The organism is Aquimarina intermedia, assembly GCF_008124785.1.
In the GTDB taxonomy this organism is placed as follows: Bacteria; Bacteroidota; Bacteroidia; order Flavobacteriales; family Flavobacteriaceae; genus Aquimarina; species Aquimarina intermedia.
The window spans coordinates 113,589-131,253 of the sequence record NZ_VNHU01000004.1 but is presented as its reverse complement, the minus strand read 5'-3'; the positions used below and the strand labels follow the sequence as shown (position 1 = coordinate 131,253).

General features: G+C 34.3%; 16 protein-coding genes and 2 tRNA genes. 12 read left to right on the top strand and 6 right to left on the bottom strand.

Features of this window, described 5'->3' with window-relative positions; all coding sequences use genetic code 11:
* Position 1: 1 nt before the first annotated feature.
* The 9 genes from BD809_RS07950 to BD809_RS07910 all read left to right on the top strand — a co-directional run bounded on the left by BD809_RS07950 (position 2) and on the right by BD809_RS07910 (position 9,017).
* A complete protein-coding gene (locus BD809_RS07950) occupies positions 2-877 on the top strand; it encodes a sterol desaturase family protein (protein WP_148782441.1) in 876 nt (291 codons plus the stop codon).
* Positions 878-1,167: 290 nt separating this feature from the next.
* Complete coding sequence (locus tag BD809_RS07945; RefSeq protein ID WP_148782440.1) at positions 1,168-2,346, top strand: molybdopterin molybdotransferase MoeA; 1,179 nt, start codon at positions 1,168-1,170, stop codon at positions 2,344-2,346.
* Positions 2,347-2,532: 186 nt separating this feature from the next.
* Positions 2,533-3,285: a sulfite exporter TauE/SafE family protein gene (locus tag BD809_RS07940; RefSeq protein ID WP_170251812.1), complete on the top strand. Its 753-nt coding sequence runs from the start codon at positions 2,533-2,535 to the stop codon at positions 3,283-3,285.
* Positions 3,286-3,335: 50 nt separating this feature from the next.
* The gene (locus BD809_RS07935) at positions 3,336-3,569 is read left to right on the top strand and encodes a MoaD/ThiS family protein (protein ID WP_170251810.1); all 234 of its coding nucleotides are present in this window, start codon (positions 3,336-3,338) and stop codon (positions 3,567-3,569) included.
* 18 nt (positions 3,570-3,587) lie between these two features.
* Positions 3,588-4,670 (top strand): HesA/MoeB/ThiF family protein, encoded by a 1,083-nt coding sequence (gene moeB / locus BD809_RS07930; RefSeq protein WP_148782438.1) that lies wholly within the window; start codon positions 3,588-3,590, stop codon positions 4,668-4,670.
* The gene (locus tag BD809_RS07925) at positions 4,667-5,107 is read left to right on the top strand and encodes a molybdenum cofactor biosynthesis protein MoaE (protein ID WP_148782437.1); all 441 of its coding nucleotides are present in this window, start codon (positions 4,667-4,669) and stop codon (positions 5,105-5,107) included. The genes moeB and BD809_RS07925 overlap by 4 nt, the downstream gene beginning before the upstream one ends.
* 432 nt (positions 5,108-5,539) lie before the next feature.
* Positions 5,540-6,451, top strand: coding sequence for a bifunctional molybdenum cofactor biosynthesis protein MoaC/MoaB (moaCB, locus tag BD809_RS07920; RefSeq protein WP_148782436.1), 912 nt, complete (start codon positions 5,540-5,542; stop codon positions 6,449-6,451).
* A 1-nt stretch (position 6,452) separates the two neighbouring features.
* Positions 6,453-7,460, top strand: a complete 1,008-nt coding sequence (gene moaA, locus BD809_RS07915; RefSeq protein WP_148782435.1) for a GTP 3',8-cyclase MoaA — start codon at positions 6,453-6,455, stop codon at positions 7,458-7,460.
* Between the two features lie 378 nt (positions 7,461-7,838).
* A complete protein-coding gene (locus tag BD809_RS07910; RefSeq protein ID WP_170251808.1) occupies positions 7,839-9,017 on the top strand; it encodes an OprD family outer membrane porin in 1,179 nt (392 codons plus the stop codon).
* A gap of 272 nt (positions 9,018-9,289) precedes the next feature.
* Here BD809_RS07910 and BD809_RS15955 read toward each other — a convergent pair whose 3' ends face one another.
* Positions 9,290-9,418, bottom strand: coding sequence for a hypothetical protein (locus tag BD809_RS15955; protein WP_262712883.1), 129 nt, complete (start codon positions 9,416-9,418; stop codon positions 9,290-9,292).
* Between the two features lie 286 nt (positions 9,419-9,704).
* Between BD809_RS15955 and BD809_RS07905 the strand changes: the two genes are divergently transcribed.
* Complete coding sequence (locus BD809_RS07905) at positions 9,705-10,358, top strand: DUF6799 domain-containing protein (RefSeq protein WP_148782433.1); 654 nt, start codon at positions 9,705-9,707, stop codon at positions 10,356-10,358.
* 65 nt (positions 10,359-10,423) lie between these two features.
* Complete coding sequence (locus tag BD809_RS07900) at positions 10,424-11,296, top strand: hypothetical protein (protein ID WP_246131463.1); 873 nt, start codon at positions 10,424-10,426, stop codon at positions 11,294-11,296.
* Positions 11,297-11,709: 413 nt separating this feature from the next.
* Here BD809_RS07900 and BD809_RS07895 read toward each other — a convergent pair.
* A tRNA-Ser gene (locus BD809_RS07895) sits at positions 11,710-11,794 on the bottom strand.
* A gap of 266 nt (positions 11,795-12,060) precedes the next feature.
* Here BD809_RS07895 and BD809_RS07890 point away from each other — a divergent pair.
* Positions 12,061-13,092, top strand: a complete 1,032-nt coding sequence (locus BD809_RS07890; protein ID WP_148782432.1) for a M28 family metallopeptidase — start codon at positions 12,061-12,063, stop codon at positions 13,090-13,092.
* 126 nt (positions 13,093-13,218) lie between these two features.
* Here BD809_RS07890 and BD809_RS07885 read toward each other — a convergent pair.
* The 4 genes from BD809_RS07885 to BD809_RS07870 all read right to left on the bottom strand — a co-directional run bounded on the left by BD809_RS07885 (position 13,219) and on the right by BD809_RS07870 (position 17,662).
* Positions 13,219-13,295, bottom strand: a tRNA-His gene (locus BD809_RS07885).
* 59 nt (positions 13,296-13,354) lie between these two features.
* Positions 13,355-14,071, bottom strand: coding sequence for a bacillithiol biosynthesis deacetylase BshB1 (gene bshB1, locus BD809_RS07880; RefSeq protein ID WP_148782431.1), 717 nt, complete (start codon positions 14,069-14,071; stop codon positions 13,355-13,357).
* A gap of 84 nt (positions 14,072-14,155) precedes the next feature.
* Complete coding sequence (locus tag BD809_RS07875; RefSeq protein WP_148782430.1) at positions 14,156-15,319, bottom strand: trans-sulfuration enzyme family protein; 1,164 nt, start codon at positions 15,317-15,319, stop codon at positions 14,156-14,158.
* A gap of 108 nt (positions 15,320-15,427) precedes the next feature.
* Entirely contained in the window at positions 15,428-17,662 is a 2,235-nt protein-coding gene (locus BD809_RS07870; protein WP_148782429.1) for a tetratricopeptide repeat-containing hybrid sensor histidine kinase/response regulator, read from the bottom strand.
* Positions 17,663-17,665: the final 3 nt, after the last annotated feature.

Here is a 17,665-nt window from a genome sequence, read left to right as displayed (position 1 = left end):
TATGGAGAAGTATATAACTGCTTTTATAGATTCATTTGTGAACAGTGTCGACTGGACATGGCAATCTATAGTATTTGAAGTCCCTTGGTACACCAATTATTTTTGGGGTCTTATGGCGATTTCATTATTGGTATGGGGATTAGAAATTGCATTCCCCTGGCGAAAAGAACAGTCGATTTTCAGGAGAGATTTTTGGTTGGATGGCTTCTATATGTTTTTCAATTTCTTTGTCTTTGCAATTATTATAAGTGGTTTTTATAGATTGTTAGAGGTGTTGTTCAAAGATATTGGAGTTTCTGCAGAGAGTTTAACGATTATTAACATTTCTGGCTTGCCGATGTGGGCACAGCTGGTCATATTTTTTATAATATTAGATTTTGTACAGTGGTTCACACATGTATTGCTTCACAAATATCCATTCTTATGGCGATATCATAAAATACATCATTCTGTCAAAGAAATGGGGTTTGCAGCACATTTGCGTTATCACTGGATGGAAAATATATTTTACAAGCCTCTTAAAACTATTGGTGTAATGGTTTTGGGTGGTTTTGAACCTGAACAAGCTTATATAGTTCATTTTATTGCAATTACCATTGGGCATATCAATCATTCGAATATTAAGATTACCTGGGGTCCGTTGAAGTACATCGTCAACAATCCTGTGATGCATCTGTATCATCACTCTTATGTATTACCTAAAGGAACATATGGCGTGAATTTTGGAATTAGCCTTAGTTTGTGGGATTATATATTTAAAACGAATTATGTTCCTGAGGATAGTGGTACTATTGAGCTTGGTTTTCCGGGAGATGAAAAAGTTCCGAAGGATTTTATAAGACAAATTACCTATGGTTTTCGAAAAAGAGATAAATAATTTATCTTAAGTATACTTGAATTAAAATATAAAGTAAGATTATTTGACTAATTTATGGATGTTTAGCTTTTTATCTAAGAATAGGATGGATTTACACTTCTTAACAATAAGACTTCTAACTAACATTTAATATGTATTTAATCATGTGGAAGGAACAAGATTACATCGTGTATGTATTACTTCTTTTGTTTTTTACTTTCACTTAAATACATTAATCAATTTTTTATATCTTAAATTTAAGATCAAGTATTTAAAATTACAGTAAAAACAACCTGATTTATATTAAAAATATGATTAAAGTGGAGGAAGCAAGGAAATTAATATTGACTTGTGATGATAGGGTTAGGCATGTAATGGAGGTAAGTTTAGAGGATGCATTGGGTTATAGTTTGGCTGAAGATATAATTTCTCTTATTGATATGCCGCCGTTTAGACAATCATCAATGGATGGTTATGCTATAAATATAGGTGACAGTTCAAATTATAAGGTAATCGGAGAAATAAAGGCTGGAGATAATCATGATTTTCATCTTACTTCTGGGGAGGCTGTTAGAATCTATACGGGAGCACCTGTACCTGATACCTCAAATGCTGTACTTATTCAGGAAAAAATTGAGGTTGAGGATGATCAGATTTTTACCGAAGAAACTCCCGATAGTGGTATGAATATACGACCCATTGGAGAACAAATTAGAAAAGATGAGTTGGCTCTAAAAGCAGGTGTTAGAATAAATTCGGCACATATAGGATTCATCTCCAGCGTCGGTGTGAATAAAGTCAAAGTATATAGCAAACCATCTATAGCCATAGTAGTCACGGGAAATGAACTTGTCACCAATGGGTTGGTGCTACCATATGGCAAAGTGTACGAATCTAATGGACCTATGTTAAGGAGTATGTTAGCGTCAGAACAATACAATGTTCCCGAGGTCATAAGAGTTGAAGACAATTATGAAAGTACAATATACACCTTAGGAACTACTATAAGTGATAATGATGTTGTCATAATCACAGGAGGGATTTCGGTAGGAAAGTATGATTTTGTTGGTAGAGCTTTAAAAAATTTGAATGTCCAAGAAATTTTCTATAAAGTAAATCAAAAACCCGGAAAACCATTGTTTTATGGAAAAAAAGGAAATACGTCAATTTTCGCCTTACCGGGAAATCCGGCTGCAGCTTTGACTTGTTTTTATATATATGTTTACCCTTTACTCAAAACGTTGGAAGGAGCTTCAAAAAAAGAATTGAATAGTCTTAACCTTAGTTCATTATCAAACTATAACTCAAAAGAGACTCGTGCTCAATTTTTAAAAGCTGTAATACAAGAGGATGGTGTTCAAATTCTGGGCGGACAAAGTTCGGCTATGCTTTCGGCATTTGGCGAGGCAAATGCATTGATTTTTTTACCCGAAAATACTTTCAATATTACCAAAGGTGATAAGGTAAAAACGATTCTATTACCTTGGTAGCTTTAAGTTTGAAAGATTGTATGATGTGGCTCAATCATTTTTTTTAAGTGAGGGATATGTGAATTATAGAAACTCCTATTGCTTTAGATAACGGGATAGAAAAAGGATAATTTATTAAAACAGCAGAACAAATAAAATGAACTTTAATGATTGAACTACATATTTTAAATGTATTAATTATCAAATATGCGTATGATTAGTGAAGTCAATGATTTATGGATTTTTCTCGGTATTCTGCCGATAATCGCATTCCTGTATGCAGGTGTGGGACATGGTGGGGCCAGCGGATACCTGGCACTTATGTCATTATTTTCTGTGATGCCAGAAATGATGAAACCCACGGCATTACTCTTAAATTTATTTGTAGCCGGAACATCTTTTTTTTATTATTATAAAGGTGGCTTTTTTAATAAAAACCTCTTTTTTTACTTTGCGATTACTTCAATTCCCATGGCTTATTTGGGAGGTTTAATAGAACTCGATGCCACGATTTACAAAAGAATTCTGGGAGTTTTACTAATTTTTGCTGTGCTTAAAATGCTGAATGTTTTTGGGAAAGAGAGTGAGATTCTACATAAAATAAAACTTTGGCAAGGTTTGGTGGTTGGTGCAGTAATAGGTTTCTTTTCCGGTTTAATTGGTATAGGAGGAGGCATCATTTTGACACCTATAATTCTATTGTTCCATTGGGGTAAAATGAAGGAAGCTGCTGCAGTATCTGCATTATTTATTTGGGTAAATTCTATAGCGGGACTTGCTGGACAACTAACAAATGGTGTCGTTTTAAGCAGCCAATCGTTTTTAATGGTTGGAGTGGCAGTTATAGGAGGTTTTTTGGGAAGTTATTACGGGAGTAAAAGAATGAGTAATAACATGGTGCGATACATGCTCTTGATAGTATTGGTTACCGCCTCGCTCAAGTTAATTTTTATAGAGTGATAAATGAAAAATTGTATAACTGGATTCGTTGGTCTTAAATGAAATTAAAAATGATTATTGATATAAAATATTTTGGGATGCTCGCTGAAATAACGGGACGTAGTAATGAGAAGTTTGAGTGTTCAAATACTAAGGTTTCCGAATTAAAAAAAAACTTAATTAATCGATATCCGGGTCTCAATAATGTGAATTTTACAATTGCTCAAAACCAAGAAATAGTGAATGAGAATTGTAAAGTTACCGGAGAAGAAGTTGCAATTTTCCCACCTTTTTCAGGAGGGTGAATCTTTAAAAATTATATATTGAGTAGATACCACAGACATATTATTTTAGAAGAAATTGGAGTTGCTGGACAAAAGAAAATACATGCAGCAAAAGTATTAATTGTTGGTGCCGGAGGACTTGGATGCCCCATTCTGCAATATTTGGTTGCAGCAGGAATAGGAACTATAGGAATTGTCGATCATGATATTATTGAAGAATCAAATTTACAACGACAAGTACTGTTTGGAATGAGTTCTCTTGGCAAAAATAAAGCCATGGCCGCCCGTGAAATGCTTTTTAATCTCAATCCTACAATCAAAATTAATACGTATCCCACAAAGTTGATTTCAGAAAATGTAAAGGATATTTTTACAACCTATGATATCATTGTGGATGCAACTGATAACTTTTCAACTCGTTATCTAATAAATGATGCCGCCGTAATTTTAAATAAACCAGTGATTTATGGAGCTATTTATAAGTTCGAAGGTCAGGTTACTGTTTTTAACTATAAAAATGGTCCAAGCTACCGCTGCCTTTTTCCTTATCCAACTCAAAAAGGACTAGTATCTAATTGTGAAGAAATAGGTGTTTTAGGAATACTACCGGGAATAATCGGCACATTACAAGCTAATGAGGTACTTAAGATTGTTTTGGGAATAGGAGAGCCCTTATCAGGAAAATTATTTTGTTACAATGCGCTCACTAATCAATCAACAACAATTAAAGTAGCAAGAATTAAAGAGACCATACGACTGGTGAAGCAGCGGGGTGAAGATTTTGAAATTTTTGATGAGGTATTTAATTGTAATATAGTTCTTAATCAAATAGGTGTTGAAGATATTCAGGATGATGATGATATTCAATATATCGATGTACGGGGGTTAGCTGAGCTACCTCGATTTTTTCATGAAAACCTTGTTAAAATTTCATTACATGAGTTAACCGATAATTTACAAATGATTTCAAAAGATAAAAAAGTTATTGTCTTTTGTAAAACTGGTCAACGCAGTAATCAGGCAATTTCCCTCTTAAAAAAAAATAATATAACAAATTGTTGGAGTTTAAAGGGCGGTGTATCCGCATTAACCAACTCAAAGTTAATAAAACGTACTGAATGAAAACAACCTATAAAAATGTATTCAAAACCGGAGCGATTACTTCAGGATTTATTGGGGACGCAATACAAAAACATCAATCAAAAACTGCTATTGGAGCACATAATATTTTCTTAGGTCAGGTAAGAGCTGATGTGATAGAGGATAAAACTGTAACTGCAATTGAATATACTGCTCATGAAGAGATGGCAAACAAGAAATTTCATGAAATAAGGGAAATTGCATTTGAGAAATTTGATCTCTCGTGTATGCATATATATCACAGTCTTGGAGAGGTGACAACCGGTGAAATATGCTTGTTTGTTTTTGTGTCATCTCCCAGACGAAAAGTGGTTTTTGAGGCGTTAAATTTTATCGTTGAAGCTATAAAAGCAGACGTTCCTATTTTCGGAAGAGAAATATTTGAAGATCAGTCGCATCAATGGAAAATTAATAGTTAAACAAATGTTTATTTGTTGCATCGTTAAAATTGTAAATTTATAATTATGCCACATACTTTTTTGTTTGAAAAATTAAATTTTTTGGGTGATTATGAGGTATAGTTAAACTATTTTACTTAGTTACCAAAGAATTTTCATGTGAAGAAAAATTCGGTTGGACAAACCAACATAGAAGAGCTTCAATTATCTCTTACTATTATATTTAGCAGAAGGCACATCCAGTTGAACAAATAAAAATAAAGCACATTTTCGAGACAACTTTTAGTGCGTTAAGGGAAGTTTTAAAGTAACTTATCATTATTAGTGAGCTGTGTTTATTCAATGAAATTGAATATCTAATATTTAGAAAAGAATGAAAAATATCAGATGTATTGAACTCATAACGAAACTCACAAATAAACGGTTAAACAAATAGCCAAATTTAAAATTCAAATGGTAGATATCACACATAAGAATACTACGTTGCGTACAGCAACAGCGCAAGCTATTGTAAAGGTAAGTAGTCAAAATACGATTACGGCTCTTGAGAACAAAACGGTGCCCAAGGGTGATGTGTTTGCTATGAGTAAGGCAGCTGGATTACTCGGAGTAAAAAAAACACCAGAGTTGCTTCCGGATTGCCATCCGTTGCCTATTGAATATACAGGAATTGATTTCATAATTGATGAATTAGAAATTAAAGTATTGATAACCGTAAAAACCATTTATAAAACGGGTGTGGAGGTAGAAGCAATGCATGGTGCAAGTGTGGTTGCTCTTAATATGTATGATATGTTGAAACCTATTGATAAAGGCATCGAAATTCATCATATAAAACTCATCGAGAAAACAGGAGGTAAGTCTGGTTTTAAGGACAAATTTGGACGTGATTTAAAAGCGGCTGTTATTGTCTGTTCAGATTCTATTTCTGCAGGTGAAAAACAAGATAAAGCAGGAAAAGCGATTATAGCAAAATTAGAAACCAGCGATGTAGCTATACTAGATTACATTAGTATTCCAGACGAAATTGCAATCATTCAGGAAAAAGCAAAATACTATCAATCTCAAGGGGCAGATTTGATAATTTATACTGGCGGAACTGGTTTATCTCAAAGGGATGTGACACCAGAAGCACTGAAACCATTACTCGATAGAACCATACCTGGAATAGAAGAAACAATAAGAAAATATGGTCAAGATCGTATGCCTTATGCTATGTTGTCTAGAAGTGTAGCAGGAACAATAAAAAATTCGCTAGTTCTCGCATTGCCAGGATCTACCAATGGAGCAAGAGAGTCGATGGATGCTATCTTTCCTTCCCTTTTACACGTTTTTGGAATTCTCAAAGGCGCAAGACACAATTAATATGAAAAACGAAAAAAAAAGCATACTTACAGATACTTTTGGCCGCGAACATAACTACCTGCGTATCTCACTTACCGAACGTTGCAATTTGCGATGTACATATTGTATGCCAGCAGCTGGTATAACGCTTTCCCCTAAGTCTCATATTATGACTTATGAGGAAATCTATACCATCGCCAAAGAATTTGTAGCTAATGGTGTTACCAAAATAAGACTTACTGGTGGCGAACCATTAGTGAGGAAAGATGCTGCATTGATTATGGAAAAGCTGGCAACACTTCCTATAGAATTAGCAATTACTACTAATGGTGTCCTTGTAGATAGATTTATAGAAACATTCAAAAAATGTGGGATTAAAACCGTTAATATAAGCTTAGATTCATTGAGTGCTAGTAAGAATAAGTCAATTACACGACGCGATTATTTCACAAAAGTGTATAATAACATTCAGTTATTACTAAAAGAAGGATTTGAAGTGAAGCTGAATTGCGTCTTGATGAAAGGCTTTAATGATAACGAAATCGTTGATTTTATAGCATTAACTAAGAAACAACCATTGCAAATTAGATTTATTGAATTTATGCCATTTGATGGCAATAAATGGAATATGGAAAAGCTCGTTTCTCTTGAAGATATATTGAAACAAGTATATAATCGTTATGACATTTCTGATTTTATTAGGCTAAACGATAAACCAAATGACACCGCCAAAAACTATCAAATTAAAGGCTATAAAGGTACGTTTGCAATCATCAGTTCTGTAACAAATCCTTTTTGCGATAGTTGTAATAGAATACGACTAACAGCCAATGGACACCTCAAAAATTGTTTATTTTCAACTACAGAGTCTGATGTATTGACACCACTTCGTAATGGAAATCCAATAGCAGCTGTCATTAAAAAAGCAGTGCTCGCAAAGAAAAACACACGTAACGGGATGGATACACTTCAAAAATTTAAAGACCCTGCATTTCATAATAACCGGAGTATGATCGCGATAGGGGGTTAATAAGATGCCCCTGGTATATGTCTTAACTTAAGATCAGTGCTAGTCCATTCTTTTAAAAACTTAAGAAATCATTCAAATTTTAATAGCAATATTAAGTTAGTGAAGATTTAGTTTATCTGTAAATCAATTAATTATGTTTTAAAATTTTGTTGGTTTCAATAAACTTAAGTCTTATTTTATCGATCGGTCTTTTCTGAAGAACATCGTAATGAATTTGGGATAAAGAACGATTTAAATTGCGCATTGTAAAGTAACAATTGTTACTGAAAATAAATGTATTTCCTTGTTCTTTTGTAAAGAAATGAGAAAATAAAACATGGTATGCTAAACATTAAAAACTTCATTTTTTTACTCTTAAGTTTTCTAAGTTGTTCTAATATGTATTCACAAAGCCATAATTTTAATGATAATGACAAGATCACATCTTTAAAAGAAATCTTTACAGAAGCTCATTTAGAAGGTCATATTCGCAATTTCTTTATGAGTACTAGTAATCAAAATAGCTTAAAAGACTATTATACGAACGCCACAGGTGGTTCTATTGCAATTAAGACTAAAGAATTTAAAGGATTTGAGTTAGGGGTCAAAGGTATATTTACCTATCAGACTTTTTCATCAGCCTTGAATAAGCCAGATGCTACAACCGGAAGAATTTCAAAATGGGAACACGAACTGTATGATATCAATGACTTTGATAATTTTAATGATCTGGATCGATTAGAAGAATTATATTTAAAGTATAATTTTGGGCGCGGTTATCTCACCTACGGAAAACTGGAGATTGAAGATACGCCTTTACTAAACGAAAGTGACGGCAGGATGAAACCTTTTGTTTTTAAAGGCTTGTGGCTAAATTATGAATTGATGGACGGACATCATTTTAATCTTAGTTGGCTGGATCGTGTTTCACCGCGAAGTACGGTAGAATGGTATGATTTCAATGAGGCTATAGGACTTACCAACAATGGCTTCCAACCTAATGGGGAGGTCGCGCAGTATCATGAAAATACAAATTCTAGAGGGATTGGAATTTTTAATTATTCTGGAAATGTGAAAGATTGGACTTTTCATTTTTACAATGTGCATTTAGATAGAATAATCAATACATCTTGGTTACAAATTGATTATTTATTTAAAAACTGGAATATGGGTGTTCAATATGCACTTCAATTCCCTTTGGATTATCAAATGAAATTGGCATATAATGAAAGATATATTCAGGATACAGAAAATGGCCAAGTTTTGAGCACACAATTACAATATAAATTTACTAAGATGAAACTTAGTGCAGCGTTTACTCATGCGTTTGATACGGGTAGGTTTCTTTCTCCGCGAGAGCTGGGAAGAGACCAATTATTTACCTCAATTTCAAGATCACGTATGGATGGTTTTGGAAATGTAACTGTTTTAACCTTAGGAGGAAGTTATGATTTTAAACCTGACAGATGTACTATGGAATTAAAATTTACGCGACTTTTTGGGGCAACAGTGAATGAATTTGAAAACAATAAGTATAATCTCGATGCGTATTATCAGGTGAATTCTCGCTTTCATTAAGGTCTTCAAGGATTTTTTGACGGACTCAATTTTGATATTTTATATGTCTATAAAAAGAATGTTAACAATAATGATCCAGCTGTAATTTTTAATAGAAGTAATTATCATCAAATTAATTTTATAACCAATTATAATTTCTGAGAGTCAGATTAAATTAAAAACTCTACTGTACTCTTGCAAAAAACAATACCCTTTTCTTTGGCAGGTGAATTAATATAGATCATGGTGTAGTCATCTTCTTTAATCCAGGCTTTCAAATTCATTTCTCTACCTCAGGAAGGTCTTATGATTCTTACAGCAATATCTGCCTGTGAAGTATTGCCACGCATATTATCATCAGCTTTCTTCACCACACCTAAAGCCTCAAGGTCTTGCTGGCTTTGAATCGATGAAATGGGCATTACTATAATAATGATCGGTATAAATGATTTGGTTGATTTCATACTTTTCATAGCATTAAAGCTAACTGCTCATAAAGAAAAATAATATGACGCATATCATGCGGTAGGTTATTCATGCTTAAAAAATCCAGTTTTTCTTTGCGGCACTTATTCATGGAAAAATGGGTAATGAGTAGAGATTGATTCTACTCCTTAAAGTGTCGGAAAAAGTATATTGAATGATCAATGTCATTATTTTTTAATGTTCTACAGTATATATTACAAAGAATTCAAAAATATAAAGATTATGAAAAAAATAGTACTGGCTTTCGCTTTAGTTTTTATAGGAACTATGGCATTAAGAGCCCAAGTTCAGGATCGTGATCAGACACGTTTAATGTTGGTAGATGGTGATATGCTACAGATCAGGGATCAAGATCAGATGCGATTACAAGAAAGTATTACATTAAATGATGGTACTGTACTCAATCCTGACGGATTGTATGTGACACGTAATCAAGAACGTTTGCGTCTTAAAGAAGGTGAATGTCTCGATATGGATGGGATCAAATATCGTAATGAATATCAATATCGGTACAAAGTAAAACAGGAAAACAAAGGACTGGCAGAAGCGCGTAAGCAGGAGCGTAATCAAAACCGGGTTCATTTTATGTTCATCAATGGTGAGGTACTTCAAATCAAAAACCAATCTCAAAACCGTCTGCAAAGACAACTCAGTCTGGCAAATGGTGTAACGGTAAATCCTGATGGAAGTTACCAAGACCGTGACAGGAAACAATTACGTCTTCAGGATGGAGAATGCTTAAATATGGAGGGGAATAAGATCCAGAATATGCAGCAGCATCGAAAAATGCTGCTTAAAAACCAAACAATGATGAAAAAGGGGGGTAAAAAACCTACAGTATCCAAAAAGAAAGGTAAAAAAGGACTATTTAAATAGCGAAGAAGAGTGTTATTGATATACACAAAATTTTTACATCGTTTCAGATATACTAAAATTGAGTAATGAGAAATCTAATGTTTTTATATACAGTGGCATTTTTAGTGTCGCCAATTATCGCTGTTTCTCAAAATGATGAAAATAAAAATAAATCATATCTATTGCTAGACGTGAGCTATATGAGTGATGCTGTTTTTATGGGAAGGCGTGATTCTATTGCCACACCATATCTTTATTCTTCTGTGGGGTACTACGACAAATCAGGTTTTTATGCCAATGCTTCATTATCTTACTTAACAAGATCTGATGAGGGTAGAGTAGACCTTTCCTTAATTACAGCTGGGTATGAATATACTCATAAAGGATTTACTGCCGAAATCTCTGGAACTGCCTATTTTTTTGATGAAGACAGCTACAATGTACAATCACAGGTTGTAGCTGATCTTACCGGAAGTTTGGGTTACGACTTTACTATTTTAGAGCTCTTAGCAACAGGAAGTAGTTATTTTAATAATAATAGCGGTACTGATATTTTTGTTGGTTTACATCTCAATAGAACGTTTTATGTGTTGAGTAAAAAGCTATCGATTATGCCTTCGGTAAATTTGTATGCTGGGTCTCAGTATTTTTATGAAGAGTATTACAGAAATAATCGTCAGGGTAACGGTAATCGTGGTGGGCAAGGAAGTGGAGATGTGAACTCCTATATAGTTGATATTAAGAAGGTTGATAAATTCAATATTTTGAGCTACGAATTAAGTATTCCCCTCCATTATTTTTATAAGTCATTTGTTTTCTCATTTACTCCAGGATTTGCGTTTCCACAAAGCAGAGCTACTATAACTACAGAAGAACAAACTTTTAAAGAGGACCTGAATAACACTTTTTACTGGTCTGTAGGAATCAATTATTGGTTGTATACTAAAAAAAGAAAATAGCACTTTTTATTATGATCATTTATAAAAATAACCTTTCGATACTGTCCAGTAAAAATATAAAGTAAAGTGCTCGCTGTTCTCGTAATTCTATTGAGGAAATCCTTGGCAAGCGTTGAAACCACAATCAACTGCGTGTGTTTGTTTTGTTACTTGCACAAGCAAATGCAATTAGATTAAGTGTTGTTCTTGTTAGTGCCCTTCCTTGGAAGGAAGGGTTAGGGATGGATGCTTATACAAGAAAAACAGAGATTACTCGCTTTGCTCGTGATCCCAAATTGGTAATCTTTGGCAAGCATAGAAACCACAACTCACTACGTGTGTTTGTTTTTTTGTTTTCCTTCGACTTTATGAAGTAAACTTCAAAGGCTACAGAAAACAAAAAACCCACAATTTCCATTGTAGGTTTCCTTTTGCGGAGAATGAGGGATTCGAACCCCCGGAGGTGTGACCCTCAACAGTTTTCAAGACTGCCGCATTCGACCACTCTGCCAATTCTCCTTTGCGGGTGCAAATATAGGAGCTTTTTTCAATATTGAAAGAGTTTTTTACAAAATATTTAAAAGTTTTTTTAAAACCTTTTTTTACATGTAGGGATATGCATCAAAATCAGTATCTTGCTCTCTGTTTTTGATGAAATATAAAAATTTGATTTTTTATGAGTAGAGGCTCCAATGGCTTATTATTGATAGTATCTCGACTAATCAGCAAATTTTCTTTATGTCAAATCCTTAAAATAAAGTACTATTAATTTAAATTTTTATTGTGTGAAAAAAGTTATCATAGCTTTAGGTTTTTTAGTCATCGGTTCATGTGGAACCTCTCAAAGTTCAAAGCAATCGGTAGTTACTAAAACTTTTGATATAAAAGAATATGCAGAACGCATTACAGCAAAAGATCTAAAATCATATTTGTACGTTTTTGCAGGGGACGATTTTGAAGGCAGAGATACCGGAGAGGAAGGTCAAAAGAAAGCAGCCGAATATTTGAGAACACAGTATCGTAAAATGAATATACCTGCTCCAGAAGGAGTAGAGGGCTATTTTCAGACGATTCCGAAGAGTTTTTTTAGAGGAGACATCAAAGCTTCAGAAAATGTTTTAGCCTTTATAGAGGGCTCAGAAAAGCCTGAAGAAGTGCTTGTACTGTCTGCTCATTACGATCATGTAGGTATAGATAGTAAAGGAGAGATTTATAATGGTGCAGATGATGATGGATCTGGTACAGTGAGTCTTTTAGAAATAGCTGAGGCTTTTCAAAAAATGAAAGATGAAGGTCACGGACCCAAGCGCTCTATTTTGTTTTTGCATGTAACCGGAGAGGAGAAAGGGCTGTACGGATCAAAATATTACACGGAGAACCCTGTATTCCCTTTAGCGAATACCATAGCAAATCTAAATATTGATATGGTGGGCCGTATCGATAAACATCATGAGGGAGAAGAAAAAGAGAATTATATTTATCTCATAGGAAGTGATCGACTGAGTACAGAACTGCATGAAATAAGCGAGAAGGCTAATGCAGAGTATACGAATCTAAACTTAGATTATACGTATAATGCAGCGAATGACCCTAATCGTTTTTACTTTAGAAGCGATCATTATAACTTTGCTAAAAATGGGGTGCCTATTATTTTTTATTTCAACGGAGTTCATGAAGACTATCATAAACCTACGGATACACCTGATAAAATAGAATATGAGCTTATGGCTAAGCGCGCACAGCTCGTTTTTTATACAGCTTATGAACTTGTAAATCGTGAGCAACGAATTGTTGTTGATGGAGAAGTTGAAAAGTAAAAAGAAACAGACAAATATAAAAAAACCTTTATGCAATGGCATGAAGGTTTTTTTTATGATCTTTTCTGAATTAAAGTATTTTATAAAAACGAAAAAGACCTTGCAAAAGCAAGGTCTTTAAGAATATGGGGTGGAAGACGGGATTCGAACCCGCGACCCTTGGTACCACAAACCAATGCTCTAACCAACTGAGCTACAACCACCATTTAAATTCGGATGCAAAAATAAGTCATTTGAACCATTCTGCAAACTTTTTTTTAAATTAAATTAAGTCAAAAATGGAATCTACTGCAGCATAGCGTTCTACGGTGAAACCTTCTGCATGATCGACTCCTATAATACGCCCTAAATCTGCTGCGCGATATGTAATACTATTCAAAAAGTTATCACTGGAGATTGGTGTAGAAGGTTCTTTACTGTTTTTATCATAAAATTGAGAAGTATAAGCTAATACGCTTTTCATTTTAGTCTCTATAAAACCCGAAATATCCACCACAATATCAGGTGTCAGAGATTTCCACTGTATATAGTGAAGTACCAAGCGAGGTCGCCACGGGGATTGTACTTGGTTCTCATCATGGGTTTCTATTTTTCTTAATCCTGATAAAAAACATGCATCCCTAACCAGTCGGCTTCCTTTTCCATGGTCAATATGTCGGTCATCGATTGCATTACATAAAACAATATCCGGACGATATTTTCTTATTTTTTGGATTACCTGAAGCTGATGCTCTTTATCATTAATGAAAAAGCCATCCTTCATTGCTAAATTTTCTCTAATAGATACGCCTAAAATTTCGGCTGCATTTTTTGCTTCTACAGCTCTGAGCTCTTTACTTCCCCTGGTTCCTAATTCCCCTTGGGTTAGATCTAAAATTCCCGCTTTTTTTCCTTTACTTATCTCTTTGGCTAGTGTACCTGCACAGCTCAGTTCTATATCATCGGGATGTGCGCCGATTGCTAGTATATCTAACTTCATTCTTCTAATTTTGGATCAAAGGTACCATAATAAACAGGGATTCCTGACATTGGTAATTTTGATATAATAATGAGACCTTATGGATTAGGCATATTCCTTTTTGAGAACCTCTAGGGCAGCAGTGATATCCTGTTTAAGATCCTCCACTTCTTCAATTCCTACACTAAATCGTAATAAACCATCCTTTATACCTTGGTCAGCTCTCTCTTGCTCAGATAACAATGCATGAGAGGTGAGGGTGGGAGAAAGGATTGTGCTTTCTACACCGGCCAAACTCATCGAACTTTTTATAAGACTTAGTTGCGCTTGAAACTTGCTGGCATCTAATCCAGGTTGTAGTTCAAAAGACAACATGCCTCCGTAACCACGCATTTGTTTCTTTGCTATAGCATGATCCGGATGTGAGGGAAGACCCGGATAGTAGACTTGATCAATGTCAGAGTGATTTTGTAGCCATTCGGCCATTTCTTGCGCATTTTGATTTTGCTGTTTCACACGTATGCCTAAAGTCTTAATGCTACGCTCCAGCATCCACACGGTAAAATCACTAAGACTTCCGCCAAAGTTTTTAGCTACCTGAAAAATGGTGTCCATATGCTCCTCAGAAGCTACCACAGCACCCGCCAGAATATCACTATGTCCTCCTAAATATTTTGTGGCAGAATGAATTACAATATCAATCCCCATAAGGATCGGATTTTGATTCACGGGGGAAGCAAAAGTATTATCAATAACAGTTAGTATATTATGTTTTTTGCCGATATTGGCAATCGCTTCGATATCTATAACGGATAGTAAGGGATTTGACGGAGTCTCAATATATAAAACCTTTGTATTTTTCTTAATTGCTTTTGAAACTGTCTCGGCATTGGTTGCATCTATATAGGTATACTCAATCCCATGTTTATCAAATTCTTCATTGACCAGATTAGCAGTTCCTCCATAAATATTGCGTTGTAGAACTATGTGGTCCCCATGTTTTATGAACGCAAACAGGGTAGTGCTAACTGCCGCCATACCGCTACCAAAAATTAATGCAGCTTCTCCATGCTCAAGTTTAGCGATTTTCTTACAAAGTGCTTCCTGATTGGGTGTATTAAAATATCGTGGATACCTTTTGGTGTCAACATTGTCAAAAGCATACGACGTGGAGAGGTAAATAGGAGAAATAGCACCTTGAAATTGTGTGTCCTCAATTTCTCCATAGTGTGTACATATGGTGTTAAAACCCATTTTTTTTGATTGCATAATAATAGCTTAGAAATTGCAAACTAAAATACTATTTCAAAAGCAAAGTATATGAGAATTGTTTCGCTATTTTTCAAGAGTTTGTAAACAAATGTACCAATAGAGATGTTACAGGCTTTTTACCTTAGAAATGTTCTTCATAATGGTTTGAAAGAACTGTTGCGTATCGTAGGGTTTGACAATTACATCATTCATTCCTACAGCTAAAGCTTGTTGTTTAACCTCGCCTTCTTCTACGGCGGTCAGCGCGATGATCGGGATTGTAGAGTTAAATGTTCGAATCACCTTGGTGGCTTCAAGACCGTCCAGTTCGGGCATATTGATATCCATTAGTACCAGATCATATTCCTCTTTTTTAAGCATAGAAATGGCATCAATACCATTGCTGGCCACATCGCATGTATAACCTTTTTTCTTTAATATATTTTGAGTTACAATTTGATTGATTCTATTGTCATCAACTATAAGAATATTAAAATTAGTGGTTCCTACGCTTAGATTTATACCGGTTGCAGCCAATGTTTCTTCGCTCTTCATTGCTTTCTTATACTTAAGGTCAAAATGAAATTTAGAACCTAAGCCTTCAACACTTTCTACATAAATTTCACTTTGATGTAGCTGAATCAATTTTCTAACAATAGCAAGTCCCAGTCCGGTACCTTCATATTCCTGATTCTGATTTTTAACCTGAGCAAAATTCTCAAAAATAGATTTTTGTTTGTTATCCGGAATTCCGATACCATCATCTTTTACTATAAAACGCAATACGTAATACTCTGGATCTTGCTCCATACAAACAACAGACACCCAAATATTTCCGTCAGTTGTAAATTTTAGCGCATTTCCTATAAGGTTGATTAGTACTTGGGATAGCCTAACAGAATCCCCGATGAGCGTATTAGTAATTTTTGGATCAATATTGATATGGACCGTATTTCGATTACTTTTTTGCTTGGTTCGCAGTGAGCTTGTAATACCTTCAATTAATGACCGTAGATCAAAAGTAACCTCTTCCAGTTTAATTTCGTTAGTTTCTATCTTACTTAGTTGCAAAACATCATTGATGAGAGCTAGTAAGTAATCTCCGGAGAATTTCAAAGATTCCAAGTATTCACTCTTTTTCTTTTCATCAGGATTTTCCATTAATAAGGAAGTTAATCCTATAACTCCATAGAGTGGTGTTCTTAATTCGTGGCTTACAGTAGATATAAATTGTGACTTTAAAGTAGAAACCTGTTCTGCGGTTTCTTTAGCACTTTTGAGTTCTTTATTTTTTTCTATTAAATCCTGGTTTAATTTTTTCTTTTGAAGATTATTACGGTTAGAGCTAATAAGAAAAGCTAATGAGATTAGAATAAGTACTACGCCCAAAAAAATACTCATTTGCCATTTGACAATTTGAATTTCTCTCTCCGCTTTATCAAATTCTGCTTGCTTTATTTTTGCTTGATATTGATCAACTTCATATTTAATATTTGCCCGTTGTAATTCAATAAGATTCTTGATATCAATCGCTCTCAACTTACTTCTGTAGTACTCTTCATTATAATTGATTGCACGCTTGTAATCTTCTTGTGCATAATGGAGTGAAGATTTTGCTTTATAAAGATTGGCTAGCTCTTCATAAAACGTAGATTTGGTTTGATTAGAAATAGACTCGTTGTTAATTTCTAACAAAGCATACGATATAGCTTCTTCTATATGCTCTTCTGCACGATCATAACGCTCCAGGTGAAGGAAATAGCGACCAAGTAAACTGTTTAATTTAGTTTTATCTAAGTTCGATGTATTTTCATTAATTAATTTTCTGGCAGGAGATAAATTAAAATATGCTTCAGAATAATTGTTTTTTAAAATGTAAAAAGAACCCAAATTAAGCAAGGGTCTGATCATTCTGACAGTGTCTTCAACACGTCTTGCTAATTTATATGATTTATCAAAATATTGAATTCCCTTTTTTACCGTAAATTCATGCTTTACATATAGTGTTGCCAAGCTATTGTAAATATCAGTTTCTAAGACTTTGTTTTTTGAAATTTGAGAAAACGTTAACGCCTTAACGTAGTTACGAATGGCTTTTTGGTCATCACCATTTATTTCATAATTTTTACCAATAATCTGATAAATATGAGCTTTACTCTTAGAATCATCATTGTAAAGCGCGTTTTGTAAGGCAGTCTTGGCAAGCTCCAAGGACTCCTCATATTTGTATTGATCCTGTAGTTCTTCGGCTCTTTGTATGTACCTTTGAACACTATCAGAGTTGAGAGTAGCTTGTGGGGTAACGAGTTGAGTAGAACATAAGATAATAAATAAACTTATATGCTTTCTAAGGGTAGCCAAATA

Excerpts from the sequence above, each read along its gene's own strand:
- BD809_RS07950 (WP_148782441.1), top strand. The coding sequence starts at position 2 with ATGGAGAAGTATATAACTGCTTTTATAGATTCATTTGTGAACAGTGTC.
- BD809_RS07945 (WP_148782440.1), top strand. The coding sequence starts at position 1,168 with ATGATTAAAGTGGAGGAAGCAAGGAAATTAATATTGACTTGTGATGAT.
- BD809_RS07940 (WP_170251812.1), top strand. The coding sequence starts at position 2,533 with ATGCGTATGATTAGTGAAGTCAATGATTTATGGATTTTTCTCGGTATT.
- BD809_RS07935 (WP_170251810.1), top strand. The coding sequence starts at position 3,336 with ATGATTATTGATATAAAATATTTTGGGATGCTCGCTGAAATAACGGGA.
- BD809_RS07925 (WP_148782437.1), top strand. The coding sequence starts at position 4,667 with ATGAAAACAACCTATAAAAATGTATTCAAAACCGGAGCGATTACTTCA.
- moaCB (WP_148782436.1), top strand. The coding sequence starts at position 5,540 with ATGGTAGATATCACACATAAGAATACTACGTTGCGTACAGCAACAGCG.
- moaA (WP_148782435.1), top strand. The coding sequence starts at position 6,453 with ATGAAAAACGAAAAAAAAAGCATACTTACAGATACTTTTGGCCGCGAA.
- BD809_RS07910 (WP_170251808.1), top strand. The coding sequence starts at position 7,839 with ATGTATTCACAAAGCCATAATTTTAATGATAATGACAAGATCACATCT.
- BD809_RS15955 (WP_262712883.1), bottom strand. The coding sequence starts at position 9,418 with ATGCCCATTTCATCGATTCAAAGCCAGCAAGACCTTGAGGCTTTAGGT.
- BD809_RS07905 (WP_148782433.1), top strand. The coding sequence starts at position 9,705 with ATGAAAAAAATAGTACTGGCTTTCGCTTTAGTTTTTATAGGAACTATG.
- BD809_RS07900 (WP_246131463.1), top strand. The coding sequence starts at position 10,424 with ATGAGAAATCTAATGTTTTTATATACAGTGGCATTTTTAGTGTCGCCA.
- bshB1 (WP_148782431.1), bottom strand. The coding sequence starts at position 14,071 with ATGAAGTTAGATATACTAGCAATCGGCGCACATCCCGATGATATAGAA.
- BD809_RS07875 (WP_148782430.1), bottom strand. The coding sequence starts at position 15,319 with ATGCAATCAAAAAAAATGGGTTTTAACACCATATGTACACACTATGGA.